The sequence below is a fragment of the Virgibacillus sediminis genome, from assembly GCF_042643265.1.
In the GTDB taxonomy this organism is placed as follows: Bacteria; Bacillota; Bacilli; order Bacillales; family Amphibacillaceae; genus Virgibacillus_O; species Virgibacillus_O sediminis.
In genome coordinates this window covers 1-25,795 of record NZ_JBHRRZ010000012.1, presented here as the reverse complement: position 1 = coordinate 25,795, position 25,795 = coordinate 1, and the positions used below count along the sequence as shown (strand labels likewise).

The window sequence follows — 25,795 nt, the reverse complement described above, 5'->3', positions numbered from 1 at the left end:
CTTACAGTTCTTTAAATATATTAACATCTTCAATATTCGTGTAAGGAGAAAAAGAAAAACGGATAGACTCTCTGACTTCTTTGAGGTTTAGCCCTATTGCCTGCAAAACATGTGAGGGCTTCGCACTACTACAAGCTGAACCGGTAGACGCAGCGATGAGAGGAGAAAGCTTTTTTAATAATACTTCATTATTAAGTCCTATAAACCGTACATTGATGACTCCCGGTATCTTATTTTTGCTATCTGAATTTAACGTTATATTTTCACTAAATTTGTTGGTTAATATCTCAATTAATTTATCTTCAAGTAGTTTTAAGTGCTTTTTATTCTTCTCTAAGTTGTTATTTGCTATCCTTGCTGCTTCCCCCATGCCCACTATATTATGAACGGAATAGGTTCCACTTCTAATACCTTCTTCCTGTCCACCTCCATGAAAAAGGGGGGTAAGGGGGATTAACTTACCATATCGATCTTTTCTAATAGTTAATGCTCCAACGCCTTTTGGCCCGTGCATTTTATGAGCGGAGCATGATAAAAAACTAAGTCCCTCAATCTCTTGCCAATTAATAGGGATTTTACCTATAACTTGGGTAGCATCAGTATGTAAGAACACACCTTTTTCGTGACAAACGCTGGCTATAGCTTTTATATCGTTCAAGGACCCTAACTCATTATTACCCCAAATAATTGACACTAAGATAGTGTCTTGACGTATAGCCTTTTTAAGGTCTTTACTATTGATTCTGCCGAACTGGTCGACATCTAAATAAGTGACTTCAAACCCACTTTCTTCCAAGTATTCACATACTTCTAATACCGCGCTGTGCTCCGCTTTGGAGGTAATAATATGCTTTCCTTGCGAAGAATAATATTGAGCGACACCTTTTAAGACTATGTTGTTACTTTCCGTGGCCCCACTTGTAAAAATTACCTCTTTTTCATCAGAGTTTAATAACTTAGAGAGTTGCTTTCTCGCATCCTTAACTGCTGCTTCCGCATTAATTGCTAAATCATAATATTTGCCTGAAGGATTCCCATATTCTTCAGTGAGATAGGTAATCATTTTATCTTTAACCTCAGGCAATATAGGGGTTGTGGCACTATTATCAAGATATAGCATCTACTAAGCCTCCTTTAGATTTTCTTCCGATAGCTTTAGAAGGTTTTTAAGGAGCTTATCATAATTACCCGCATGTTTATATTCTTCATTAAGTAATTTAACTCCACGGGTTAGGTGGGCATTAAACAGGTTAGGGAAGTATTCTTCCTCACTAACATCTCTTAATGCATGTTGTCTAATTAATGCTTTATAAAAGTAATCACGATCACCGGTTAATGTATTCCTATTAAATTCAAGTCCTTGACTATCTGAAGAAACTTCCTCGGGTTCATCAGTTATTATTACTGATAGAGAAATAGCGATCCTCGCTAAAAGGTTTGGAGTCAGTCCGGTAGAATTTTGCAGGTTTTTTAAGAATTCACCTGTATTAGCTGTAGTTTTTAATCGGAAATTCATTACTTAGTCACCTTTTCATTTTCCAGGTTAAAGAAGTGTCGTTCTATTTCAGTTTTTCTATTAGACGAATCATAGTTAAGCGTATAGACATTCGCTATAGTATACTTAAGGTCTTTATATAAATTTGCGTCAATCTCAGAATCTGTAGACAGAACGATATTCTGAACACCGAACTTAGGGAGTAAATTAGTTACAATAGAGTGTTTGTGTTCATTATCCAGTCTACCTAATAAAGTGTCCAGAATCAGAGGGAGCTCTTTTTTCGATGACATGATAGTTCCCCAAATAATGGAGAGGGCTAATAATTCTTTTTCACCTGCTGATAGGATATCTTTATCAATTCTTTCGCTGTTGTGGTCCAATATGCTGAGTTGGAAGGTCTTTGGGTCAATGAGTATATGGTGGATAAATTCTTTTTTTCTTATTAATTCTTTAAACATCTTAGAAGAAAAGTACTCAATATCTTTTATTTTATTTCTCAACTGATGTTGTTGAAATCTTTGGCTGATTTGAATGATTTTCTGGGATTCATCAAAAGAGGACTTTGTCTTTCTAATTTTATATAATTGCTGCTTTATTTTTTCGAATTTTTTATTAACTATTTCGATTTCATTTCTTAGTTCATTCTCTTGGTTCTTTAAAGAATTCAAGCGTTCTTCTAGCTCACTAATGGAGCGAGTATATTCTTCCATGCTTTGGATCATATCAGCGAATTCCGGCGACTCTTCGTTATCTTTTAACTTTTTCTTATTAGATTGTACATCAGATAGTAACTTCTGATTTTCCTGAATTAGAGAAACTATCACGTTTAACCTGTTGATACTTGTTTGAGATAGTAAATTATACACTTGCTGTGCTTCTGTCTTAGAAGCATTATGAATGATATTGACTTCTTCTGTTTTTGCTAAGTGGGTAACGAGACTTTCTTTTAATTTTTCTTCAGTATTGTTAGTTGATTGTACTCCTAGCTCACCCATAATTTGATTTACTGGAAGTTTATCTATCTTATTTTTTAATATATTAGAGACATGAAATTCCTCTTCATTCTTTAATTGCACTACTAATTTATATAGCTGTGGAAAAGCAATAAAGAAAGGTAACTCGTTTGCAATAAACTCTTTGATTTTTTCATTTATATGTTTTCTATTGACTTCAATTTCATTAATTTTTTCCTGGAGTCTTGTCCTTTCTTCATAAGCAATGCCACCATGTAGGGAAAAGTCATTCTTCACTTTGTTATATCTTTGTTTACTTACCGTTATTTCACTTTCAGTATTCTCAATTTGACCTCTAACTTCTTGTAAGTCGCGAATGCTTTGGTTGAGTGCTTCTTCGTACTCTTTTTCTTCTTGTTCTAAACGTGTTTGTTCTTTAGATGTAGAGCTCTGATCCAGGTAAGCATACATGTCTTGCTCTAAGTTTTGAAATAAATCTAAGTTAAATATCTTTGATGACAGGACTTTGAGATATTGAGATAAGTTATCTTCATCTGTAAGATGCGAAATTTCCTCCCCATCAAAAAAACATAGCTCTAATAAGGAAGGGGGGAAAGTTGTTCGTAAATGAGAAAAGAATTGATCTTTTTCAACTTCACTAACTTCCACACCTTCCTTAATGACACTTACATTTTCTTTAATATTAGGGCCGATGGTCCAACTTCTTATAATAGAAACGTTAATACGTTGGAAACTTTCTATTATGGTAAAGTCTATTTGAATATAAAACTCATTTTCATACTCTTTTAAAGAACCGTTTTGTTGCTTCATAGCGTTAGCATTCATTAAAGACTTTATCTTCTTTAAATAATCAGGGGTTACTGTTTTTTTCTTGTAAGCTAAAGGGCCATATAAAGCTAATCTTACACTATTGAGGAATGTGGTTTTTCCGGAACCATTTTTACCTCCAATTAAAACAGTATTTAACCTATCATCGGTATGCAAATCAAAAATGTTTTTACCCTCATAGGGGCCAATATTATTTAAAATAATTTTCTTTAAAATCATGACTACTTATTCCTTTCAAACGGAGCACGTTAGAGATGCAAATAATCTTGCTGTAAAGCGGATGATAACTGATCCATTAAACCACGGCGCACCTTGTACCCTGTATAATCTTTCTCTATTAGTAGAAGCTTCTTAACAAGTTTAAAGTCTAAACCTTCTTCTTGGCACATCATTTCAAGTTGATGTAATTCATCTTGGTCAAAGATCAATCGTTCATCTTTTTCCCAATTTAAATCTTCACCAAATACACCTCGATAAATTTTAGGAAGAGAATCTTCAAAGTCTCCATCATTAAACCATATCTTTCTAATTTCTTTTAATTCTTCTTCTTTAATTAGGTCATACTCATCATCAAATGGGTGAGTCAAATCTCTCTGAACTTCTAGGAGTTTTTGCAATATTTCCATTCGGGCTTCGAGTGTAAAGGCCCCTAAACCAAGACGGCATAAATTCTGTTTTTTATCTTTAATTAATACCATAGGGTCATCAGAAGAAGAGAGATCAATATTATTTTTATTTAGATATTGTTTCAGTTCACTTTTCTCAATAACATCAAATTGTTCTAAAGGAATAAGGTCCTTTCTACGGCTTCCTTTTTTCGGGATAATGACATAATCTTTACCATCAATCTCTTTAACCTGCATGGGTCTAAAGTAAACCTGACCATTCATACGATATTTCATACGCCTTGTTCGATCATCACGTATGGAGGCTAACCAATTTCTAAAGTCAAGTAATGGCTTCATCCAGTCATGTCCGCTATCAATGAAACCACTTAATGCTTTGTCTTCATTAACCACCGTACACACCCAGCACCCAAATCTTGAATTACCACAAGATCCTGCAGATTCTTTTACAGTTTTATCAACTACTAAAGGGCATTCACCACTGCCTGATTCTTTATATAACCGATGGAGTTCGTAGTTATCGTCTCCCCAGGGGGATTCGAAGTTTAATAGGTAGTTCCATACTTCATCTAAATCAAATCTCCTGATAGGGGCATATACATATGCATTAGTAAGAGTAGAATGTCTCATTAAAACTTTACCTTCGACAGAATGTGATTTAATGACGTTCGCTCTTGTAGCACTTTCGCTTTCACGTACTCCTAGGACCATGATTACTTCTCCAAAGGCATTAACTTTATCCTTAATGAATTGATTAGCAGGATCTATTTTTAAACGGTCTGTACACCATCTAAATTGTTGATTGGGGGAGGGATAACCTTTCCCAATTATATTAACCCAGAATGATTGCTCAACCATTGGTTTCACCTTGTGTGTTTCAATCGGTAAATTCAATTCAATTGCTTTATCTTCAATGCGACGTAATGTCGTGTTAATAGATTGTATGATGAGAGGCGTTTCTACTAATGTATCTGAAGAAATTACATGAATCTTTTTGGTTAATTGGTTACTTGGTAGTTCACGTAAAGCTTCAAAGACAAGTTGAACTACTACAGTAGAGTCTTTACCGCCACTATATCCAATTACCCATGGTCGGTCGTCTGACATATAGGTTCTCTTTATTTCTTCTTTAGCTTCGTCTATTAAAGTAGTTTTCTCATTAAATGCTTGTGAAATAATTCCGCTCATTTTGATGTTCCTTTCTTAAACTGGTCTTCTAATAGGGATTCCTGTTTACTGAGAGAAAGACCTAGTAATTTTTTTATTTGAATTGCTGTTAGTTTAATTGTACTGGAGGTCTTTTGTACTCTGCCATTATGATTAATTGCCCGGCCTTCCCAGCACTCAGTATTGGTTCTTGACCAGTCAATATTTTTTAAATTTGAAACTACTGTTTTCCAACTATCTCCATGCGTTTCTCTAAGTTCTTTACCAACAATACCTAAGGCTTCTAAAAAAACTCCATGGCCTACGATGTAATTCATTCTTAATTCTTTAGGTGTCAACTCACGATTCATTACCTGTTTCCATTCGGTTATAGAGCTTGTTAATAGATCCCAGAACTCATTTAAAAACTTTTCATCTTCCCCAGTGATATTATCCCCTTTTGACACTCCTAGTAACTTTAAATTAGTATTGAAAATATGATTTAGGGCTATGATTTTAGGAGAATTTTTTGATAGGGAGACTTTTTCGCGATCTGTATATCTTTTTAGAAAGGTGTTTTTATCAATAACAGTGCGTGTGGCAATTGCAAGTTTATCACGGTGATCATATAGGATGCCAATAGAGGACGTAGTATTAACAGCATGCCGATTTAAGTCGGAAAAGATTTGTTGGGATCTTTTTAGACCAGAGTCAATAAAAAACACAACTGATATTGTTTCACTGCCTAGTTCTGGATTAAGTTTGAGTGCTTCTTCTATAGCTGCACGTCTATGTTGTCCATCATTTATTAAGAATCGAGAATCTAATGAGATTGTCAGCATACCCATATCTTTTAATGAGGGTTCCTCAGATACTGACGTGAATTCTACTTCACCGTCAATAGAAGCGGTCAATGAGGAAAACACATAATTATCTCTGTTGTCCACAATATAATTTGTCATTTCTGGTATTCTATTTTTGTTAATTATTCTTTGAGCTCGGTAATTTGGTGGTACTTCTTCCTCATTAAATAAGAATATTCTAGGTATCACTCTTAAAGGACACATTGCAATAAAATACTCTTGCCCAGCTTGAACCCCTTTAATAGCAGGGAAGTTATAACTGAAACCGAAATCCATGTCAATCCTCCTGATTACGTACGTAATATCGTAGTTTGATTATAAACCTTAGAGAGTTTTAACTCAATAATTTTAATAGAGATCTTTAACATTATTTGACGATTATTGTCCCCTTATTTTTATGTTAATATTGTATATAATATAGATTTTTGTTCGGAGGTAAGGTTATATGTCCCAGGTACCGTTTTGTGGTTTCTTAAAAGAATACAACCATTCATTATATATGATTTCGCAAAAGGTTGATGAACTAGTATATGTTGAGGCAACTTCATCTGTAATCCAAGGTAGAAAGTTTGCTGAAAGTCTTCTGAAAGAAATATATAAGATGGAAATTGGTGTCGAAGATGAACGTTTCTATCCAAAACTCTATGATATGCTGAATGAATTATATAGGGAAGATATATTTGGTAGAGATTTACAAGTGGATTTTGATTTTCTCCGCTTTAATGGAAATAAAGCAGTTCATGAACAAAGGGAACATTCGCAAATTACAGCCTTAAAAGTACATCGTAAAGTGCACAAATTGGCTGGTTGGTATGCGGAAGTTTATGGGTCGCCTGACTTTGAAACTCCCGAATACATTGAACCTAAGCCTACCCCAAGTATCGACGAGGATTATATTCAGGAAATTATTAAACAACATATTAGTAAGTTTACTGGTTCTAAGATTACGGAAGGGGATTCGCAACAGAATAGTTTCGAGATTAAAGGTGACTTAGGAACTGACGAAAGTTATTTAATTAGAGAACTAAATAGATTAAAGGCTTCTTCACAAGAAGCATTGGAAAACGTGGGCAACTTTTCGGCTTTTAAAAATTACCTACATGTGGAGAGGAATATTCAGTTTAATTTAGAAGAAGAGCTTCAAAGTTCTAACCAAAAAGAAAAGAAGTTAATTTTACTTTCTGGAAGTGTAGGGGATGGTAAGTCTCATTTACTATCCTATTTAAATGAAAATAAACCTGATCTCATAAAAGATTATACCATCATAAACGATGCAACTGAGAGCAGTGCCCCAAATAAAAATAGTATGGAAACACTAAAAGAGAAACTGAGTGGTTTTAGCGATCAACATTTAACTGAAGGCGATGAAAAAGTAATTTTAGCTATAAATTTAGGAGTATTAAATAATTTTATATCTTATGACCATAATGATTTAACATTTACTAATCTTGAACAATTTATAAACGATAGTAATCTTTTCACTGATGAAGTTACTGAAGTATTTGAAAGAAATCAATTCTCTATTATTAACTTTTCAGATTATCAACCATTTCAACTTATGGAAACTAAGGTATTTTCCAAGTATTTTGATGAAATTTTATACAAAGTCACAAACAAAGACAGCTTAAACCCTTTTTATCAAGCATACCAAAAAGATTTAAAAAATAATGTTTACACAGCTGTGCATTTTAATTATGAATTGTTATCGAATCAGTCAACTAAGAAGGAGCTTAATAAGCTTATCTGTAATTTAATTTTAGAAGATAAGATGGTTATTTCCACGAGGTCTTTCTTGAATTTTATTGCTGATATCCTAGTCCCAACTGAGACTAATTTAAAGGATATCCGCATTGAGAATATGACAGAGTTTGAACGTATTAAATATACGCTGCCATCACTTTTGTTTAATCGACAAGGGCGGAGTGATCTTATCGATGGAATGCAGAAGTATGATCCAATACACCAGCGTTCCCGGATGATTGATGAAATTATTAACAGCATTTATAGCACACAAAACTTTAATAAAGTAATAGAATCGTTCATTAAAGATGATAATTATAAGAAAGTTTTTGAACCTTTCTCTACTCTATTAGATAGTGAAGAAAACACTCTAGAGGATGAATCCTTTCAATCTCTGACAAAGTCGTTTATACGTTCAGCATACCTGACGGACCCATTAATTCAAGAAGAACTAGAAAGACCGGCTATGCAGCAATATGTCCGTTATTTATATGGATACAATAGAGGCGGAAAAGGTATTATTAGAGACATATATGAGAGTGTTAGGAAGGCAATCTTCGCTTGGAAAGGCTCACCTAAAAAGGGGTACATTTATATTAATAACATGACTGAGGCATACAGGGTTGCACAGAAAATCGATTTTATCCCCTCACCAAATCAAAATAGAAAGTCAACAAAAGAGGAGTTAGATTCCTTTAATACAACACTTAATTTGAGGTTTATGGATCAATCAAAAAAAGAGACTGTTGAATTAGAAATTGATTATCCATTATTTGAGTTATTATCTAAGGTGTCTAATGGTTATAGACCAAACAAGAAGGATTATGAAGATGGTCTCGCGTTTATTACGTTTATGGACCAGCTGATTAATATATCGAAAACATCAGACCTATTAATACATTTCCATGGAGAAAAAGAGTTATTTACTCTAGAAAAAGACTTTATTGGATCATTTGCATTTGAGAAGGTGGAAAATTAAAATGAGTGGATATTTTGACTTTGAAGAAATAGATACAAAATTAAGCAAAAAAGAGACTGAGCAGGGATTAAGTTCTCATGATACAGGTAATGTAAAACACGCTTTTCCATTTACTTCTTCTCGTCTTACTAAAGTATTTAATGAAGGGATTAATGAAATTATTGGAGAGCTTGTACGGATAACAAATAATCTAAAGGAACCTCAATTTAACTATGAAGGAGATTTCTTTTATTCTGAATATCCTCTGATTAATAATGTAATAGAAAATGTGGAATTCCCTAGTGGAATGTATCATGAAGTTCTCTCTGGTTTTTTAGAAGATTTTCTTTTCAAAAGCAGTAAAGAATTGAAACCTTTACACTTATATCTGTTTAATTATATTGGAATAAACGGAGAAAAAAATGATAAGGAAAAGTATGCTAGATTTATTTATGATTTACTATTTTATGATAACGACAACATTTCCTCTTTATTTTCATCTAAAGATACAGACAATTTATTAACTGAATTGGTCATTTCATCTTTACCAGAATTAGAAAGTCGACCAGCATCTAAACAAATAAAGGAGACTCGGTATTCAAATACATTTTCCGTTATTAATGAGTTATTTGTTCAGGACTTTTTGTTCCTAAGCAGGTATAAAGATTATTTCATTAATCATTTCTTTAATATTATACATTATTACATCTTCCAGTACGTGTTACAATTTCTTAAAAGTGCTCAAAAGTTTGGTAGAGATCAAATTTGGAGAGAAATGGATCCTTTTCATTTTACCTTTGACTGGGAGACCGGTGTTGGAGGTTATAGAGAAGCAGTAAATGATTACCAATTTATTAAGAAGAACGCCAAAAACCTATTTGTTCATGTTCATACTATGTCACACCTAAGCCATAACTACAAAGAACATAACCCTCAACAGGAATTAAAGTCTTACTCACAAATTATAAAAGAACTAGAAAAGCTAGGCCCTGATGAAAAGCTCGAGGAGAAAAAAACACTGGTTAATTGGATTCGGAAATATTCTCAGCTAGCCCTTAAAAGAGATGTTTCAGAAGAACTAAATGCTGAGATAGAATTCTCTGAGCTTTTTAGAACCTTATTCACTCAGCTACAAAAGGGTATGAGCAATGACGTGTATGAAAAGTATGGTAAAAACATTGATAACTTAGGAAAAGGTAAATTCCTCAAAGCAAGAGGAAAACATGGTTATATTTTATCTTTAAAGCAAGATGATTTCTTAATGTTAAGTGCTGTTGCTGTAGGAAATACAAAAATTCCATTAAAAAATTTCTTTGTAGAATTGAAACGGCGTGGAATCGTATTTGATCAGTACTCTAAAAAAGAAGCAGTTAAATTATTAGATCAACAGAATTATATAGAAAAGAAGAGTGATAGTGGTGATGCGCAGTATGTCAAACCAATTCTTTAATTTTATAGCCGAATTAATCTATGAGTATTTTTCTAATAATTCCCCCAATCCAGGGGAGAGGTATTACTTAACTCTAAATAATAATAAGGATATAAAAAATTTTAAAGACGCTTTGGACAGAGCTATTGAAACAGAAACGTTTGAATATAAGCTTGAAAATGGAGGTACCTATTCGACTGATCAAATAATCTACAGTGAAAGAGTAGATTTGGTAATTGCCCATACCAGTGAAGTGGTTACAAATGACTTTTTGGTGACCTTACGTAACCGAGTCGGAGACCAAGCTGGAGAGTGGAAAGGTAAGGCTCTCTTAAGTGTTATTATTGATGAGCTGGATTCAATCAGCGGGGGTAGTATTTCACTCCAAAGTGAAGGAATGCCTTTGCACCCTAAAGAGTTATCAGCAAGTATTAGAAAAAAAATTTCAGAAGAAGTTATAGATACGACAGATCGAATAGTATTGGCGAATCACTTATCTCAAATTGATAAAGAAAGGCTTGTCCAATTCACTACCTTTTATGATTATAAAGAGGTCATAGAAATAGTGAGTAAAGGAATGTTATCAAAAGAAGATTATCAAAATTTAGCTATGTTTAAAGATGAAGATTTAGGTAGATCTAAAGGGGTTAATTTAGAGGAACGATTAAAGAAAAACAAAGAGCTGTATTCCAAATTAGAAAAGCTTCATGAGTTTAATCAGGATGACTCAGAATATGAGAGGCTATTTATTGAGAAAGACATTCCTAAATTTAAGAAGGACAATTGGAGGGAACTAGACTTTACTGAAGTATACCATTCAAATAAGAGAAGAATTGAGTCTTCTAAGGGTACAAAAGTTACGTTTGAGAAAATTAAAGTTCCCTCCAATGTTAGTTGTGAATTTTTTATTAGGCCGCTTTCTGAGAAGGGGGCGGGAAAAAGAAAGTTTCAACTTCTAATCTATACCGCTAATCCTCAATCATTAAGTTTTTCTTTAAATATGGATGTGAAGAATAGCGAGATTGATGGGTTACACAAAAAGTTTCTAAAGCATTATGGAGAATCTGAATTAAAGGTTAGAAAGAAAGCCATCGATGTAACAATATCAGGTGATGAATCAGGGCCTATTTTTGAACGTGTAGTTTATAAGCATGAAGGAAAGGCATCTTTGGGAGCGGAGTTTAATATTTGTGTACTCCCTTATTCGGAATTAATTTTTGAAGATTATCACACATCTTTTGAAGTAGTTTTTAAAGATAAATTATTGAAAGTGCCATTTGATAGTAATGAAATTACCCTTGGTGTTAACCCTGAGCAGAAACAAGGTATTTCGGAAGAACAGGACATTCTAGAAATTGAAGGGCCAGACGGTGCCATATTTGAATTGCCAAATGAAATGTTAGATAGAGAAGAAAGGCTTATCTATCAAGTAAATTATAAAAGTACAGAAGTCAAGATAGAGTTAGCAGGTGAGAAACCAGATATATATCCTATAAAAGCAAATAAACTGGCAAAGTTGAAAAGAGAATTGCAAGCCAGTTTTGAAATGAAAGGAACAAAGGTCACCAGTAACCATGCTCATGATTTTTACGTATATAATGAGTATAAGAAATTTCTTGATATCGAAGAGGAATGGTTAGACGACATTTCCTATTCAGGTTTCTATAACGGTGGTCAATTTGGAAAGAACGATGAAATTAAGTTGCCCCCTGAGCTTTCAAATGCATATAGTCGCTTTGTTAATAGCTTTATAAAGAAGGCGCCCTCACTCACTTATTGGAGTGAAACAATACAACAACGCGCAAAGGAATACATTGAGCAATTTATTAAAGAAATAAAATTGCTGGATGAAACCCAGCCTGCAGGTAAAAAAAGCAAAAACTTATTTAAGCTTGGTACTATTTATAACTATAATGGCGACGAGATTTGGTTAACACCCTTTCACCCATTAAATGTCGCGTTTGAATTGAGAAAAATTGAACAACTAAGTAATGAAGAAATTGAACTAGGCATCTTAGATAGATTAAAACCTGATGGGTTATTGCCATTCATTTATGATGAGGATGATGATGTATTTAATCCTGACTCCCAACAAAACGTGCCAGGTTGGATAATATATAAAAAAGTGGAAACTGCAAACGTAGTAGATGCAGATCTATATCTAGATAAGGTGGTCAAAGATAAGCTTCAACAATTCGAAGAGCATTTTTCGTACTTGTTCCTTGAGCAATCTGTAGCTCCGATTAGAGTCAACATTATTAATGTATTAAATGATTATCAAGCAATAAGGGGATTAATCAGGTGGTATTTAGACAAGAAGAATAAGCAAAAAAATAACAAGATGCCACCAATTATTGTAAATGTCTACCGTGAGCAGATAGATGATAGTTATTGCGAGCACTTTACCGAAATTGGTAATGTTGAGTACTTTGAGCAAATATTTGATGTTAAGTTAAAATCACAGAATCCTAACGAGTCACCAGAGGACCTATTAGAGGAATTGCATAAGAATATTCAATTTTATGTCACCAGCTCTGCTAAGACATATGAATATGCTCATATTTCATTTTATAAAATGGAAGCTCAAAAACAATTTGCTTCTCAGCCTATGAACCAATTAGAATCTGGCGTCTCTATGAACGGCCTTTATACAACAGTACCATCTAAAAAGTTCGAAGAAGATTATCGAAGTGGCTTTGGAATAAAAGACTATACAATAGGTCCAGACGATTTATTGCTTAACTGTGCTTATTATACTAATGAATTGGCTTCAAATATGGTTAATCAGGCTAGCAACACTTATATGAAAGGGAGAGGTATTGTATCTCGGACAACATTAGATGATCTGCATGTTATCTATAACATCCTTCAGTCTTCAAACTGGGTAACATTTGTAGATCCTGGTGTAGAGCTAGACTTTTTTGAAAGTACTATCGATGATCTGTTGGTAATCCATTATAATGATCAATATTCTTCATCAGCCAGATACGATGCAATTACAGTTACCAGCCGATCAAACCAGTATTATGATGTAATTAAAGAGTTCTTTGATTCAATAGATATTTCCACCGATGATAAACCGCAGGCGGTAGAGGGAACAATTTCTGCTTTTAATACGATCAATGGCGAATGGTTATTGAAGATCATAGGAAACAGGGGTTACTTTACTGAAGAAAAGTTGAGTATCATTGCTGCCATTAAGACATCTTTAGCGTATTTTAACCATAATGATGTTTTGTGGGTACCTATTTCCCTTGAAGAAGTATTAAGAGTAGCAGGTGCAGTGAGTCTTAATAAAACTGGTGGAATTTTTACAGCAAAAAACCTTGGGGTAAAGGGCAAGCATAGTGATGACATCTTACTAATTGGCCTGGAACAAAAAGAAGAGGGTATAAAAATCCACTTATACCCCATCGAAGTGAAAATTGGAATAAATCACGAAAGTGTCATCAATAAAGCGCGTGAACAAATTGCCAAAACTAGTAATTTGCTAGAATCCCAAACGGTTACTAAAGACGATTCCTTTATGAAAAGATTTTATCAGAACTTCTTTATTCAGTTATTTACCTCGAATGCTAAAAGAATGGTTCAAACAAACTTTTTTGAAACGAAAAACTATCAGTTGCCTAGTGAAACCACAGAAAAGTTAAAGAAAGGTAACTATGAGTTTGTCACTAATTTCATTCCCTATATAGGTAAAGGAGCCATTGTCTCTTATAAAAAGGGCATTTACGTACGTTCTAATGAGTTGAATTCAGATACACTGCTAATAGAAATGTCAAAAGAGGATGATCTAAAACCTTGTATAGTGAATGAAATTGAAGAATTGGAGACGTGGTTAACTAATGATTCTACAGACTTCGTGAAAGAAAATATCTTTAAATACGCTTTTTCAAATAACAAGAAAGCTACGGAAAAAAGTATGAAGGAGCAAATCTATAAGTATTTAACTGAATAACAGCAAGAATATAGTTTAATTTTTTCTAATATCCTTTTTCTATTAATTGTTATTGAAGTACTATTTTAAAAAACATCTACTTAGATGAAATCCTCAAGATTGTATCCAAGGATTGGGGATTTCATCTTTTTTACGTAAGCGTGAAGAGAATAAACACCTTATATCCTCCGTTAAGCTATGAGACAGAAGCTCCGAATAATGTACTGGAACCGGTGAAAAAGTGTTCAATCCCGGCCAGCAGGTATCACAATATGCCCTGATAGCTTGCTCATAAAGATAAAAAATCTCTTGTATTATAGAGATTTTTTTTGGTATAGTAAAACAGACCGGTTGGTATGTGGAGGTGTACAACGGAAAATGAATACAAATACAAAATCTTTAATAATTGAAAACGCGACGGCCCTTTTTCAGAAAAAGGGATATATGGGTGTGGGAATAAGTGAAATTTTAAGGACCTGTGGAATTACGAAGGGGGCTCTCTATCACCATTTTCCCAATGGGAAAGAAGAGCTGCTGATTGCTTGTCTTGAGTCGTTGAATAAAACAATCACGACGGATGTGGAGGCGTTCTTCCAAAAATATCCGTCGACCGAAGAAGCACTAGAGGCAATGATTGAAAAACTGGTAGCCGACTTCGAGCGGGATGGAACGATTACCGGCTACACATTCGCAAGCATTGTGAGTGAGATGGGTTCCCTGAATGAACCGGTCCGGGAGGCCTGTTCGGACCTGTACACGAGGATTCAGGGGATTTATGCGGATAAGTTGATGGGAGATGGGTTTTCGCAGGGGGATGCTGATTCCATTTCACTCATGCTGACTGCTTCGATCGAGGGCGGTGTGATGCTTTGCCTGACTAAGGACACAAGTGAACCACTCAAGCAAATTTCACAGGTCTTGCCGAAAACTGTTCTTATTACGTAAAAAGGAGATTTGCATGAGTACACAATTTGACGTGAAAAATCCAAAGACCATGGCCTTTATCTTAATGTTAGGTGCATTTCTTGGTCTGTTTGGTGAAACAGCATTAAATATGGCATTATCCAATATTATGGAAGAATTCTCGGTGACGGCAGCGACTGCGCAGTGGCTGACGACCGGTTATCTATTAGTATTAGCAATCTTAGTTCCGATTTCAGCATTATTGATGAAATGGTTCACGACGAGGCAATTGGTGGTAGGGGGGCTCCTTATTTCCATGCTGGGGGCTCTCTTCGCAGCAATGTCTCTGAATTTCGGCATGCTGTTGCTTGGCCGGATTATCCAGGCGATGGGAACGGGGATATTGCTTCCCGTCATGTTGAATGTCGTCCTGCTTATTTTCCCGGTTCATAAACGCGGTATCGTCATGGGGCTGATGGGTCTTGTGATTACATTGGGGCCTGCGTTAGGGCCGACGCTTTCCGGTGTGATCATCAGTACATTGGGCTGGTCCTATATTTTCTGGATCAGCGCTGCTTTCTATGTATTACTGACACTTGCTGCGGCTGCAAAGATTGTGAACGTATCGGAGATCACCAAGCCGAGCATTGATGTGACATCAATTGTCCTGTCAACTATCGGGTTTGGCGGATTGATTTACGCGTTGGCAACGATGGCGGAAGTTTCTTTCTCCTCGCCGCAGGTATGGGGGCCATTGGCTGTAGGGTTGATCTCGCTCTTCTTATTTGGCAGACGCCAGACAAGGATGGACGAGCCGATGGTGAACTTGAGCGTGTTCAAGTACCCGATGTTCTCCTTGGGTACCGCGATCATGTTCCTGAGCATCCTGATTATTCTAGCTACGGGAATACTGCTTCCGCTCTACTTGAAGGGTGCATTATTATTCAGTGCGGCGGCGGCTGGCCTGATGCTGCTTCCTGGTAATGCCGTCAATGTTATTCTGTCTCCGATTGTCGGGTCTCTGTTTGATAAATTCGGTGCACGCTATTTCGTCATCAGCGGGTTTGTACTAGTCATTATCGGAAACTTAGGCTTCTTGACCGTCCTGTCGTCGACGACACCTGCCTGGCAGATTATCGTGTCCTTCATGGTGTTGTTCTTCGGGCTGACGATGGTCACCATGCCGGCACAGACGAATGGACTCAATCAGCTGCCGCGTGAATTATATGCCGACGGATCAGCGGCGATGAATACATTGAATCAGGTAGCCGGTGCTGCGGGTACGGCCATCTCGATTACCCTGTTTACCATCGGCCAGAATGGCTATTTGGTCGATTTTCCTGATGCCGCTCAGCCGGATGTATTGGCTACGGGTGTAAGATATTCCTTCTACTTCATCACCGGTATTTCGGTAGTTGGATTGATCTGTGCTTTGTTTGTGAAAAAACCAAGCGAAGTAGAGGCGAAAGGAAAGGCGCCGGCAGCGGTGAAGAAAACTGCCACTGCAAGAAGATAGAAACGTTTGATGATCTCACATTTTTAAAACGTACCTGTATCATCAAAGAAGCCATTCACGAACATACCGTTCGTAGGTGGCTTCTTTTTATTCAGCAATCTTTGTTAGGAGGAGTATACCTTCTCCATCACATTGTGGATGAGATCCCCTCTGCTGAGCACGCCAATGACACGGCCGGCTCCATTGACGACGGGGAGCTTTTTATAATGATGCCGTGATAATAACTGGAGGGTGCTTTCAAAATCCTCATCCGGCGGGACGGAGAGGAGGTTTCTTCTGGTCATGATGGTATGGACCTGGGTATCCAGCTTTTCCTGGATCACATCCTCGATTTCTCCATCTTCTATCATATAGATGAGGCCGGCAACGCCCAGGCGCTTGGGGGCGAGATAGCGCAATACATCCCCGTCGGAGACCATTCCGGTCAAATTCCCCCTGTCATCCACTACCGGCACACCGCCAATCCGGTTGGAATGGAGGATGTGCAGCAATTCCCTTACCGTACTCTCCGGTTTAATTGTAAAGACCTTGGTGATCATATAGTCCCTTACCTGCATGATATATCCCTCTCCCCTCGTTGTAACCGCATTCATTTTTGGATATTTTTATCTTACCACGAATTTTCGCGGGCGTGTAATAGCGAATTTTGAGCATTTCGATAAAAGAGAGAGATGATGGAAAAGCTGCTCATGGAAATGAGCAGCTTTTCTTTAACTTGGAGATCCACTCGGGCCGCACACCCACGCACTCAGGCGCCAGCCACCTCCACTCGGGCACCATGCACACTCACTCGGGCGCCAACATCACTATAAATCCCCTCTCTCTGGAAATACGGAAAACCTACGGAGCTCGCGGACGACACGGGAGATGGGGAGGCCCACGACGTTGTAGTAATCTCCTTTCACCTGCTTTACAAACATCGCACCAAGGTGCTGGATTCCGTAGGCGCCGGCCTTGTCATACGGTTCCTCTGTGGCAATATACCAGTTTATCTCTTCCTCTGTCAGCGGCCAGAATTCCACCTCGGTCCGCTCGACTATTACTGCTTCCTCCTCCTCCGTGCGTAACAGGACACCGGTGTAGACTTCATGGACATCTCCGCTTAATGTGGAGATCATTTTCTTTGCTTCTTCCTGGTCTGCAGGTTTTTCAAAGATGTTGTTCTGGTAGGAAACGACCGTATCTGCCGATAGGATGACTTCATCCGGCTGATGAATGGGGATATTCCGTCCTTTCAGTATGGCCAGCTGTTTGACCTTTTCCACCGGGTCCTGGCTGGTGACCTGTGATTCATCGATGTCTTGTTTGCGGAGGGTGAAGGGAATGTTCACCTGGCTTAAGAGTTCCTTCCTTCTTGGTGAGGATGATGCTAGGATCAGTTGCTTCGTCATGATTATTTCCTCCCGGGATCTGAGTTATCTCTATGTTAAGAGAAATTAACCTTTCTCATCAAATTCTAATCTGCCTTTATTCTTCCTTTAATATCTGAAGGTTATGGTAGAGATGTAGAAAAAATAAGGGAGGAATGGAAATGAAGAACAAATTAATCATGGGAACCATTGCAGCAGGTGTCATTTTCAGTGGAGTGTCGGTGGCGGCATCATCCGCTGATGACGGGCAGGGGGCTGTGAAGGAAGCAGAATCAGGAGAGGCAAACAAGCTCTCCGTGGCAGAGGCGAAGGATATTGCGCTTGCTGAGAAGGATGGCTATGTGGTGGAAGTGGAGCTGGATGAAGATGACGGTGTTTCCTATTATGAGATGGAATTAGAAAATGGGAAAGCTGAACATGAGATATACGTCCATGCCTATACCGGAGAAGTCTTGAAAACCGAATCAGATGGGGATGATGATGACGACCGGGAAGGAGAGTTCCCAAGCGACATCCTGACAACTGAGCAAGCAGTGGAAATTGCCCAGGCTGAGGTTGATGGTACGGTCACAGAAATGGAAGTCGATGAAGATGATGGGCGCTATGTGTATGAAATCGAACTGGGTACCGATAACGGCGAGACGGAACTGACCATCGATGCGGTGACAGGCGACGTATTGGAAATAGAACAGGATGATGAAGATTAGAGGGAAAATCGTCCATAGTGGAAGGACTGATTTTTACCAAGATGATTAAATGAATAGGGATGTAAGGAAGCGGACATGACGGTGTCCGCTTTTTTGATATGCGCTACATATACGCACGTTTCAGGATGGATGTCCCGGGCGGCGACCCTGCAGGATATCCGTGAAAATATGAGGCTATTGGAAGATGCTGCAAAAAAATGGAGAAATATGTTTTTTTCTCAATTTATTGCATAACCTACAGGTAAATATTAGAACAATCCGACTGGTGACCCTGTGGTGGAGGATCCAGTCCTGCCTTTTGAAGGTAAATCTTTGGATGTGAATGGAGGAATTGAATTGGCAGAAGAACAAGAACAGAAAATTTCCCGACGGAGATTTATCAAGAATACAGGTTATGTAGCCGGTGGGGCGATCGGTGGTGGAATCCTCGGGTCCTTGCTGGGGACGAATATGCTGGGAACGGAGCAGGAGACAGCTCCGGAAACGGCGGATAACCGGAATAATTATAACCGAGCCCTGATGTACTTTAAACGGAGGGAAGATTTTAATACGCTCAGTGCGGCAACAGAGCGGATTTTCCCCGAGGATGATAATGGCCCAGGTGCCGTCGCATTAGGTGTTCCGTACTTTATCGACCATCAGCTGGCCAGCGGTTATGGACATAATGACAGGGAGTATATGCAAGGGCCTTTCTATCCTGGAACGGACTATCAGGGATACCAGACACGGCTGCAGCGCCATGAGTTATTTATGGTCGGTATCCGTGCCCTGAATGATGAGAGCAGAAAGAGATTCGATGGATCGTTCGTTGATCTGGAAGGCGAGCAGCAGGATGAGATTCTAACAGAATTTGAAAATAACGGGGTGGCTATCAAAGGGGCAACATCTTCCACATTCTTCGAAGAATTGAAGTCTGCGACCCTGGCTGGAGCCTATGCCGATCCATTATATGGCGGGAATGCCGATATGGAAGGTTGGAGAATGAAAGAATTCCCTGGCAGCCAAATGAGCTATACGGAGCAGATTGATAGTGAAGAATTTGTAGAGATCGAGCCGGATGCCCTCACGTCCCATACAAATTTCTAAAAAGAAGGCTACTTTTTTAAGCTGAAAGGTTAGCAGCCTGGAACTGGCTCGTACATGGAGCGCACGCTGGGACCCGCATCCATTCAAGAGAAGAGGGGCAGCCCGTTGAAAAGAAGTGAAGTATATGCAACTTGCGGATAACATAAACAACTTCTAGATGGAAAAGGAGACTGACAATGGCACAAGAACTGGATAAAGTGGAAGTAGTGACAGTCGGTGTCGGCTGGACGGCCGGCATCATTGCCGCGGAATTGGGAAAAGAAGGTGTGAAGGTAGTAGGCCTGGAACGCGGCGAGAACAGGGATACATCCGATTTCCAGATGGTGCATGATGAGTACCGCTATGCACTGAGATATGAACTGATGCAGGACGCATCGAGAGAAACGTTGACATTCCGAAACCACCGGGAAGAAAGGGCATTGCCGATCAGACAATGGGGATCCTTCCTTCCTGGTGAGGGTGTCGGGGGAGCGGGGGTCCACTGGAACGGGCAGACTTGGCGCTTCCTTCCATATGACCTGCAGATCAAATCCATGACCGACCAAAAATACGGCCGGGATAAATTGGGGAATGAATATACCCTGCAGGACTGGGGAATCACCTACGAGGAATTGGAGCCGTATTTCTATCAGTTTGAACAGACTGCCGGGATCAGCGGGGAGGAAAACCCGATGGGACCGCCGCGGAGCAACCCGTATCCGACACCTCCGATGAAAAGCACGCCGATCCTCGACCGATTCAAGGAAGCGGCAGGCAATCTCGGCCTGCATCCATTCATGATGCCATCCGGGAACCTATCGGAGAGCTATGAAAACCCAGACGGCCAGCGGATCAACGCCTGTCAGTATTGTGGATTCTGTGAGCGGTTCGGATGCGAGTATGGCGCTAAGTCCACGCCGAACGTGACCGTTATTCCGACCGCCTTGGACACCGGCAATTTCGAAATGCGCACGGATGCTGATGTAGTAGAGATCATCCATGACGGCGAAAAGGCCACAGGTGTGCGTTATGTCGATCTGAAATCCGGTGAGGAATTCATCCAGCCGGCGGATATTGTGGTGATGACCAGCTATGTAATGAACAATACGAGGCTGCTTCTCCAGTCTGGCCTTGGGAAACCATATAATCCTGACAACGGTACAGGAGTCATCGGCAAGAACTATTGCTATCAGATTCTCCCTGGTGCCACCGGTTATTTTGAGGAGGAAAAATTCAATACCTTCATGGGGGCCGGTGCTCTTGGTGCCTCGGTTGATGATTACAATGGAGACAACTTCGACCATTCCGACCTTGGATTCATCCATGGCGGGGTGATGTCCATTACCCAGACCGGACGCCGACCGATCGCCAATAACCCGGTGCCTAAAGGGACACCTGGCTGGGGAGCGGATTTCAAGGCCCAGTCCCTCCGTTACTTCAACCGTTCGCTGTCCATTGGGGCGCAAGGGGCTTCCATGCCGCATAAAAATAACTATATGGACTTGGATCCGACCTATAAAGATGCCCATGGGAATCCGCTCCTGCGTCTGAACTACGACTTTACGGAACAGGACCGCAAACTGCATGAATACTTATCCGACCGGGCAGCAGAGATCATGGAAGAAATGGGAGCCGATATTGTGGAACGGGCAACCATGCCGGACCACTATGATATCGTTCCATACCAGACCACCCATAATACCGGCGGGGTCATCATGGGTGATGATCCGGAGACATCTGCAGTCAACAACTATCTGCAGATGTGGGACCATGAAAATGTATTTGTCGTCGGGGCTTCCGCATTTGCCCATAACGGCGGCTACAATCCGACCGGGACAGTAGGGGCGCTTGCCTACCGGGCGGCAGAAGGCATTCTGCAGTACCGGGAAAACGGCGGCCAGCTGGTGCAAGGAAACCAGAAGAGTAAAAGCAAGCTTGCCCAAGAAGCGAAGGACCAGAAGGCAAAAGAGGAAAAGAATGACAGGAAGCTTGCATGACGCAGGACAATATCAGCGATGTATGGCTAATGAGGGGGCTGTTTTGACGTGGGAGTTGCAAATATTGGCATACCAGGCTTGATCCTCATCCTGATCATTGCCCTGATCATCTTCGGGCCGAAGAAACTGCCGGAAATCGGCAAAGCATTTGGACAGACCCTGTCTGAATTCAAGCAATCGGCAAGCAGCCTGATCAGTGATGAGGAAGCAGCTGCACCAAAAGAAACCAAGGACGACCCGGAACATGTAAAGAAGTAAATAGGTATTCGGGAAAGATGGACAGCTGTAAGTAGTTCCGTTGAAGAGGAAAATATATTTATTCGCAGAGTTTTGGGAGGTGAAATAGCCTCCCTTTTTTATGCTTACATACTTATTAGCTCAAGAAGAATGTTCACTCAATTTATGGTATGATTTCTGGTTTCATAAATTAGGCGCACTCCCCATGAAGTGCGCCTAATTTTTCAGGTCTCCCTTTAACCTATATTCCGCCATATCTTCTTTGTCGACGCTGGTATTCTTCCATTGCACGAAAAAATTCCTCTTGGGAGAAATCCGGCCACAGAATATCAGTAAACCAGAACTCCGTATAGGCTAGCTGCCAGAGCAGGAAATTGCTCAGACGCTTTTCTCCGCCGGTCCGAATAAGCAGGTCGGGTTCTGGCAAACCTTCTGTATACAGGTACCCTGAAAATTTCTGTTCATCCAGTTCGTCCAGTGACAATGCCGAATTATTTATATCCGTAAGTATGTTTTTTATGGCACCCACAATCTCGTGTCTGCTTCCATAATTGAGCGCAATATTTAGCTGAAGACCGTCATTGTCTCGGGTACGGTCCATTGCATACTGCACGGCTTCGCTTGTGGAGGCAGGTAGATCTTTCATATCACCGATGGTTGAGATGCGTACATTATTGGATATAAGGTCTGGCAGATAGATATGTAGAAATTCCTTAGGAAGTCTTAATATATAATCTATCTCGGACTTTGGACGTTTCCAATTTTCCGTGGAAAATGCATAAAGTGTCAGCATCTTCACCTTGCATTTGACTGCTGCCTCGACAATTTTGGTAAGGGCAGATACCCCTTCTTTATGTCCGTAAATTCTTGGCATGCTCCGCTTTTCGGCCCAGCGTCCATTTCCGTCCATAATGATGGCGATATGGCCCGGTATAGTACCTTCCGAATCATAAAAGGAATCTTTCCGTTGTTGTTTATTATTGAAAATAGGAATCTTTATTGGCATGATTTATCCCTCCGAAATGTTTGCCCCTTCCCATATTCTCTGCACCCACGTAACGTCTGCTTAGGGCGATAGGCACAATATATTGCCAGAATAGGGGTGTCAGGCATCTATATGCATCTTCCCTTCATCCGTTTTAACGTAGCTACAATTAGAAAGCTGACAATTACTAATAAGACCCATGAACTTACTTTTCCAAGATGGACGAGACTCCATGTTTCCGCTTGGTTTGGATATTCCCAGGCTCCCAAATACGTTGAAATATTCTCAGCTACCCATATAAAAAAACCGATGAGCATAAAAGAAAGTGCGAGTGGCATGCGGTAGCGTATCCCATTAACTTCGTAGGTGACCCATGATTTCCAAAAAATAATGATGACAAGCCACGCTAGCCAATAGCGAACATCTATCCAATAATGGTGGGTGAAAAAATTCAAATAAATGGCGATTGCAAGAGGCACAACTGCCAGAGAAGATGGCCACCTAACCAAATCAACCTTTAATCTCCTCCACGATTGGCAAAGATAACTCGCAACACTTGCGTACATGAATCCGCTATAGAGAGGGACTCCAAAGATTTTGGAATACCCTTCCTCTGGATAAGACCATGAGCCCATATGCACTTTGAAAATTTCAAGAGCAAGCCCGATAAGATGGAACAATGTAATCACCTTTAGCTCATCCCATGTTTCAAGTCCAGACCGGATCATCCAGACTTGCATCAGAATGAAGATGATGAGTAGCCAATCATACCTTGGTAGAAAGGGGAGCGTCATGAGTTGAGTAATCGCCAGGGAGGCAAAAATAGCGACCGCAAATAAACATGACCAGGCCTCCTCCCAACCAAAGCGAATAAGTTGTTTTATAGCTCCCATGCCTTTTGCCTTCCAAGAGTTTCTTTGAGTATCACGTTGAAAAGCTACGTTCATGTGTAACCTCCCCTTAGTCCCTATTCGTCTTCACGATACTCCAATATATCTCCCGGTTGGCAATCCAAGGCCTTACAAATGGCGTCTAAAGTTGAAAGCCGAATTGCTTTGGCCTTTCCATTTTTTAGTATAGAGATATTTGCCATCGTGATTCCGACCCTATCCGAAAGTTCTGTTACACTCATTTTCCTTTTTGCTAGCATTACATCAAGATTGATTATAATTGCCATATTATTCACCTCAGACTGTTAGATCGTTCTCTGATTTTATATCTATCGCTTCTTGTAATAGTTTTTTAAGAACAGCAGCAAAGACTGCGATCACCATGGAAGCCCCAGCAATGACCAGACCGATTAATATCAGACCTGGTGCGTCATCCCACTCCGCTACCACAAAGATGAGAGGTAGGGCCACCACATACAAGCCACTGATTGTGATGGCACACGTTCTTATTTTCTTGAGAGCTTTCACAGAAATTTGCGAGAAAGCTTGGTTCTTGTCAATATAATTTATAAGCCGTAATGCCTGATACAACGCAAAGTAAAACGGTATCGCGGATAGATACATAATAATTAATATGCCAAACACTACATAAGCCAACACTGCTCCCTTTCCTGCATGCTCAAAAGCTTCTCTCGCTATTTGAGGCAATAAAAATATGCACAACCCAAGAATTGGAACTCCAATTAAAATAACAGCTATCTTTAGAAGGAGTGTTGAACCACGTTTCATTCTAAGCACCTCATTTCATTATTTTCATTATGAGTTTAATACATTATTTATCGTTTTGCAATAATAAATTAATAAGTTACAGCTACTTTTTATTGTAAACTATACTCGAATCAGGACAAAATTATTTCAACATGGAAGATAGAATACAGGAAATTCCAATCTCTAGCTCAACTGTAGAAGAAGCTGCATTAGCCATTGGTTGCTTGCAAAAACAATGTCATATAATCGATGTAAGGTGATTTTAATTGTAATGGCAGGAGATGCCAAAATTGATAATCCAAAATATAAAGCACAATTCCATAAGAGAGCCGTAATGTTAAAAGGCAATGAAGTAGAAGAAATGGTAGGACATCCTCCGGGAGTTGTATGTCCGTTTGGAATCAGTAAGGATATTGCCGTATATCTGGACAAGTCTCTAAAACGGTATGAGAAAGTATAGCTGCATGTGGTAGCAGGAATAGTGCAATCGACCTTTCTTTAGATGAATTTGAGAAGTACTCCAATTTCAGAATGGATTGACGTTAGTAAAGAATGGAAAAAAATACAGTTGTAAACGATGCTGGTAAAATTATAGACTGCATAGGAGAGTTTCAATTGGATTTTGGAAGGTTACTTTTATTTTTAATGACTTTAATTAGTGTGTTTTTTGCTTGGAAAGATTATGGAATAAGAGTTAAGAAAGCAGANTGCTTACCTAGAAAAAGACTTTGATACAGCAATGGATTGGGTTCATACACTCAAAACGAGAAAGAAAAAGTTAGACTCCTATCAAGAAATTATACTGGATTGGCTGCGGGAACACCCAGACCTCTCGGCCTCCCAAATATCTGATTGGTTGGAAGAAAGATGTGGTTTTCGGGAGATTGGCGAGAGCACGGTGAGGAGCTATGTAAGAGAACTTCGTTCACAATATCATATCCCCAAAATCATGCATAAACGGCATTTTGAGGCTATACAAGAGTTACCGATAGGTAAACAGATGCAGGTGGATTTTGGAGAGTTGAAAGTAAAGGTTATTGATGGAAGAACCATGAAGGTTTATGTGATAGCATTCGTACTTTCGCACTCCCGATACAAATATGCGGAGTGGCAGGAGAGACCATTCACTACAAGGGATGTCCTTAGATGCCACGAAAATGCTTTTGAGTATTTTGGAGGGATCACAGAAGAGATTGTCTATGACCAAGATAAATTAATGACGGTCAGTGAAAATGGAGGGGATCTTATATTGACAGAGGAATTTCAGGCCTATAAACAGAACCGGGATTTTCGCGTATATCTATGCAGGAAAGCAGACCCGGAATCCAAAGGAAAGATAGAGAATGTTGTAAAGTTTA

22 protein-coding genes are annotated in these 25,795 nt (G+C 39.2%); 11 read left to right on the top strand and 11 right to left on the bottom strand.

All coding sequences use genetic code 11. From position 1 onward, the window contains the following. Window position 1: 1 nt before the first annotated feature. Genes ACFODW_RS06410 through dndB form a run of 5 tightly spaced genes read right to left on the bottom strand, consistent with a single transcriptional unit; the run spans window position 2 to window position 6,211 of the window. Complete coding sequence (locus ACFODW_RS06410) at window positions 2–1,120, bottom strand: cysteine desulfurase family protein (RefSeq protein WP_390304429.1); 1,119 nt, start codon at window positions 1,118–1,120, stop codon at window positions 2–4. Window positions 1,121–1,123: 3 nt separating this feature from the next. Further along, a complete protein-coding gene (locus tag ACFODW_RS06405) occupies window positions 1,124–1,516 on the bottom strand; it encodes a DndE family protein (RefSeq protein WP_390304427.1) in 393 nt (130 codons plus the stop codon). After that, complete coding sequence (gene dndD, locus ACFODW_RS06400) at window positions 1,516–3,519, bottom strand: DNA sulfur modification protein DndD (RefSeq protein ID WP_390304425.1); 2,004 nt, start codon at window positions 3,517–3,519, stop codon at window positions 1,516–1,518. Before dndD ends, ACFODW_RS06405 begins: the two co-directional genes overlap by 1 nt. 29 nt (window positions 3,520–3,548) lie before the next feature. Next, entirely contained in the window at window positions 3,549–5,114 is a 1,566-nt protein-coding gene (gene dndC, locus ACFODW_RS06395; protein ID WP_390304423.1) for a DNA phosphorothioation system sulfurtransferase DndC, read from the bottom strand. Next, window positions 5,111–6,211: a DNA sulfur modification protein DndB gene (gene dndB, locus ACFODW_RS06390; RefSeq protein WP_390304421.1), complete on the bottom strand. Its 1,101-nt coding sequence runs from the start codon at window positions 6,209–6,211 to the stop codon at window positions 5,111–5,113. Before dndB ends, dndC begins: the two co-directional genes overlap by 4 nt. 169 nt (window positions 6,212–6,380) lie before the next feature. Between dndB and dptF the strand changes: the two genes are divergently transcribed. From dptF to ACFODW_RS06365, 5 genes are all read left to right on the top strand, one after another. Further along, window positions 6,381–8,654: a DNA phosphorothioation-dependent restriction protein DptF gene (dptF, locus tag ACFODW_RS06385; protein WP_390304419.1), complete on the top strand. Its 2,274-nt coding sequence runs from the start codon at window positions 6,381–6,383 to the stop codon at window positions 8,652–8,654. A 1-nt stretch (window position 8,655) separates the two neighbouring features. Then, window positions 8,656–10,083: a DNA phosphorothioation-dependent restriction protein DptG gene (gene dptG, locus ACFODW_RS06380; protein WP_390304417.1), complete on the top strand. Its 1,428-nt coding sequence runs from the start codon at window positions 8,656–8,658 to the stop codon at window positions 10,081–10,083. Then, window positions 10,064–14,020: a DNA phosphorothioation-dependent restriction protein DptH gene (dptH, locus tag ACFODW_RS06375; protein WP_390304415.1), complete on the top strand. Its 3,957-nt coding sequence runs from the start codon at window positions 10,064–10,066 to the stop codon at window positions 14,018–14,020. Before dptG ends, dptH begins: the two co-directional genes overlap by 20 nt. Window positions 14,021–14,377: 357 nt before the next feature. Next, on the top strand, window positions 14,378–14,944 hold the full coding sequence (locus ACFODW_RS06370; RefSeq protein ID WP_390304412.1) for a TetR/AcrR family transcriptional regulator: 567 nt from the start codon (window positions 14,378–14,380) through the stop codon (window positions 14,942–14,944). Window positions 14,945–14,957: 13 nt separating this feature from the next. Continuing rightward, complete coding sequence (locus tag ACFODW_RS06365; protein WP_390304410.1) at window positions 14,958–16,418, top strand: MDR family MFS transporter; 1,461 nt, start codon at window positions 14,958–14,960, stop codon at window positions 16,416–16,418. 104 nt (window positions 16,419–16,522) lie between these two features. Here ACFODW_RS06365 and ACFODW_RS06360 read toward each other — a convergent pair whose 3' ends face one another. Both ACFODW_RS06360 and ACFODW_RS06355 read right to left on the bottom strand, forming a co-directional pair. Further along, window positions 16,523–16,975, bottom strand: a complete 453-nt coding sequence (locus ACFODW_RS06360) for a CBS domain-containing protein (protein ID WP_390304408.1) — start codon at window positions 16,973–16,975, stop codon at window positions 16,523–16,525. A 249-nt stretch (window positions 16,976–17,224) separates the two neighbouring features. Further along, on the bottom strand, window positions 17,225–17,809 hold the full coding sequence (locus ACFODW_RS06355; protein ID WP_390304406.1) for a Maf family protein: 585 nt from the start codon (window positions 17,807–17,809) through the stop codon (window positions 17,225–17,227). A 140-nt stretch (window positions 17,810–17,949) separates the two neighbouring features. Between ACFODW_RS06355 and ACFODW_RS06350 the strand changes: the two genes are divergently transcribed. The 4 genes from ACFODW_RS06350 to tatA all read left to right on the top strand — a co-directional run bounded on the left by ACFODW_RS06350 (window position 17,950) and on the right by tatA (window position 21,815). Then, entirely contained in the window at window positions 17,950–18,495 is a 546-nt protein-coding gene (locus tag ACFODW_RS06350) for a PepSY domain-containing protein (protein WP_390304404.1), read from the top strand. A gap of 336 nt (window positions 18,496–18,831) precedes the next feature. Next, window positions 18,832–19,581: a gluconate 2-dehydrogenase subunit 3 family protein gene (locus tag ACFODW_RS06345; protein WP_390304402.1), complete on the top strand. Its 750-nt coding sequence runs from the start codon at window positions 18,832–18,834 to the stop codon at window positions 19,579–19,581. Between the two features lie 176 nt (window positions 19,582–19,757). Then, on the top strand, window positions 19,758–21,557 hold the full coding sequence (locus ACFODW_RS06340; RefSeq protein WP_390304400.1) for a GMC family oxidoreductase: 1,800 nt from the start codon (window positions 19,758–19,760) through the stop codon (window positions 21,555–21,557). Window positions 21,558–21,605: 48 nt separating this feature from the next. After that, window positions 21,606–21,815 carry a twin-arginine translocase TatA/TatE family subunit gene (tatA, locus tag ACFODW_RS06335; protein WP_390304398.1) on the top strand — a complete coding sequence of 70 codons (210 nt, stop codon included), beginning with the start codon at window positions 21,606–21,608 and terminating at the stop codon, window positions 21,813–21,815. A 220-nt stretch (window positions 21,816–22,035) separates the two neighbouring features. Here tatA and ACFODW_RS06330 read toward each other — a convergent pair whose 3' ends face one another. The 4 genes from ACFODW_RS06330 to ACFODW_RS06315 form a co-directional block, all read right to left on the bottom strand. Then, on the bottom strand, window positions 22,036–22,800 hold the full coding sequence (locus ACFODW_RS06330) for an isoprenyl transferase (RefSeq protein ID WP_390304396.1): 765 nt from the start codon (window positions 22,798–22,800) through the stop codon (window positions 22,036–22,038). A gap of 107 nt (window positions 22,801–22,907) precedes the next feature. Continuing rightward, complete coding sequence (locus ACFODW_RS06325) at window positions 22,908–23,672, bottom strand: DUF817 domain-containing protein (RefSeq protein ID WP_390304647.1); 765 nt, start codon at window positions 23,670–23,672, stop codon at window positions 22,908–22,910. A gap of 74 nt (window positions 23,673–23,746) precedes the next feature. Continuing rightward, entirely contained in the window at window positions 23,747–23,956 is a 210-nt protein-coding gene (locus tag ACFODW_RS06320; protein WP_390304394.1) for a helix-turn-helix domain-containing protein, read from the bottom strand. Between the two features lie 10 nt (window positions 23,957–23,966). Then, window positions 23,967–24,458: a DUF2975 domain-containing protein gene (locus ACFODW_RS06315; RefSeq protein WP_390304392.1), complete on the bottom strand. Its 492-nt coding sequence runs from the start codon at window positions 24,456–24,458 to the stop codon at window positions 23,967–23,969. Between the two features lie 214 nt (window positions 24,459–24,672). Between ACFODW_RS06315 and ACFODW_RS06310 the strand changes: the two genes are divergently transcribed. Further along, the gene (locus tag ACFODW_RS06310; protein WP_390304390.1) at window positions 24,673–24,897 is read left to right on the top strand and encodes a YbaK/EbsC family protein; all 225 of its coding nucleotides are present in this window, start codon (window positions 24,673–24,675) and stop codon (window positions 24,895–24,897) included. A gap of 279 nt (window positions 24,898–25,176) precedes the next feature. Further along, window positions 25,177–25,795: transposase (locus tag ACFODW_RS06305; protein ID WP_390304388.1), on the top strand; the 619-nt coding region annotated here is incomplete at its 3' end.

Bases quoted from the DNA above. Each gene is read 5' to 3' on its own strand.
- ACFODW_RS06410 (WP_390304429.1), bottom strand. From the start codon at position 1,120: ATGCTATATCTTGATAATAGTGCCACAACCCCTATATTGCCTGAGGTT.
- ACFODW_RS06405 (WP_390304427.1), bottom strand. From the start codon at position 1,516: ATGAATTTCCGATTAAAAACTACAGCTAATACAGGTGAATTCTTAAAA.
- dndD (WP_390304425.1), bottom strand. From the start codon at position 3,519: ATGATTTTAAAGAAAATTATTTTAAATAATATTGGCCCCTATGAGGGT.
- dndC (WP_390304423.1), bottom strand. From the start codon at position 5,114: ATGAGCGGAATTATTTCACAAGCATTTAATGAGAAAACTACTTTAATA.
- dndB (WP_390304421.1), bottom strand. From the start codon at position 6,211: ATGGATTTCGGTTTCAGTTATAACTTCCCTGCTATTAAAGGGGTTCAA.
- dptF (WP_390304419.1), top strand. From the start codon at position 6,381: ATGTCCCAGGTACCGTTTTGTGGTTTCTTAAAAGAATACAACCATTCA.
- dptG (WP_390304417.1), top strand. From the start codon at position 8,656: ATGAGTGGATATTTTGACTTTGAAGAAATAGATACAAAATTAAGCAAA.
- dptH (WP_390304415.1), top strand. From the start codon at position 10,064: ATGTCAAACCAATTCTTTAATTTTATAGCCGAATTAATCTATGAGTAT.
- ACFODW_RS06370 (WP_390304412.1), top strand. From the start codon at position 14,378: ATGAATACAAATACAAAATCTTTAATAATTGAAAACGCGACGGCCCTT.
- ACFODW_RS06365 (WP_390304410.1), top strand. From the start codon at position 14,958: ATGAGTACACAATTTGACGTGAAAAATCCAAAGACCATGGCCTTTATC.
- ACFODW_RS06360 (WP_390304408.1), bottom strand. From the start codon at position 16,975: ATGCAGGTAAGGGACTATATGATCACCAAGGTCTTTACAATTAAACCG.
- ACFODW_RS06355 (WP_390304406.1), bottom strand. From the start codon at position 17,809: ATGACGAAGCAACTGATCCTAGCATCATCCTCACCAAGAAGGAAGGAA.
- ACFODW_RS06350 (WP_390304404.1), top strand. From the start codon at position 17,950: ATGAAGAACAAATTAATCATGGGAACCATTGCAGCAGGTGTCATTTTC.
- ACFODW_RS06340 (WP_390304400.1), top strand. From the start codon at position 19,758: ATGGCACAAGAACTGGATAAAGTGGAAGTAGTGACAGTCGGTGTCGGC.
- ACFODW_RS06330 (WP_390304396.1), bottom strand. From the start codon at position 22,800: ATGCCAATAAAGATTCCTATTTTCAATAATAAACAACAACGGAAAGAT.
- ACFODW_RS06325 (WP_390304647.1), bottom strand. From the start codon at position 23,672: ATGGGAGCTATAAAACAACTTATTCGCTTTGGTTGGGAGGAGGCCTGG.
- ACFODW_RS06320 (WP_390304394.1), bottom strand. From the start codon at position 23,956: ATGGCAATTATAATCAATCTTGATGTAATGCTAGCAAAAAGGAAAATG.
- ACFODW_RS06315 (WP_390304392.1), bottom strand. From the start codon at position 24,458: ATGAAACGTGGTTCAACACTCCTTCTAAAGATAGCTGTTATTTTAATT.
- ACFODW_RS06310 (WP_390304390.1), top strand. From the start codon at position 24,673: ATGTCATATAATCGATGTAAGGTGATTTTAATTGTAATGGCAGGAGAT.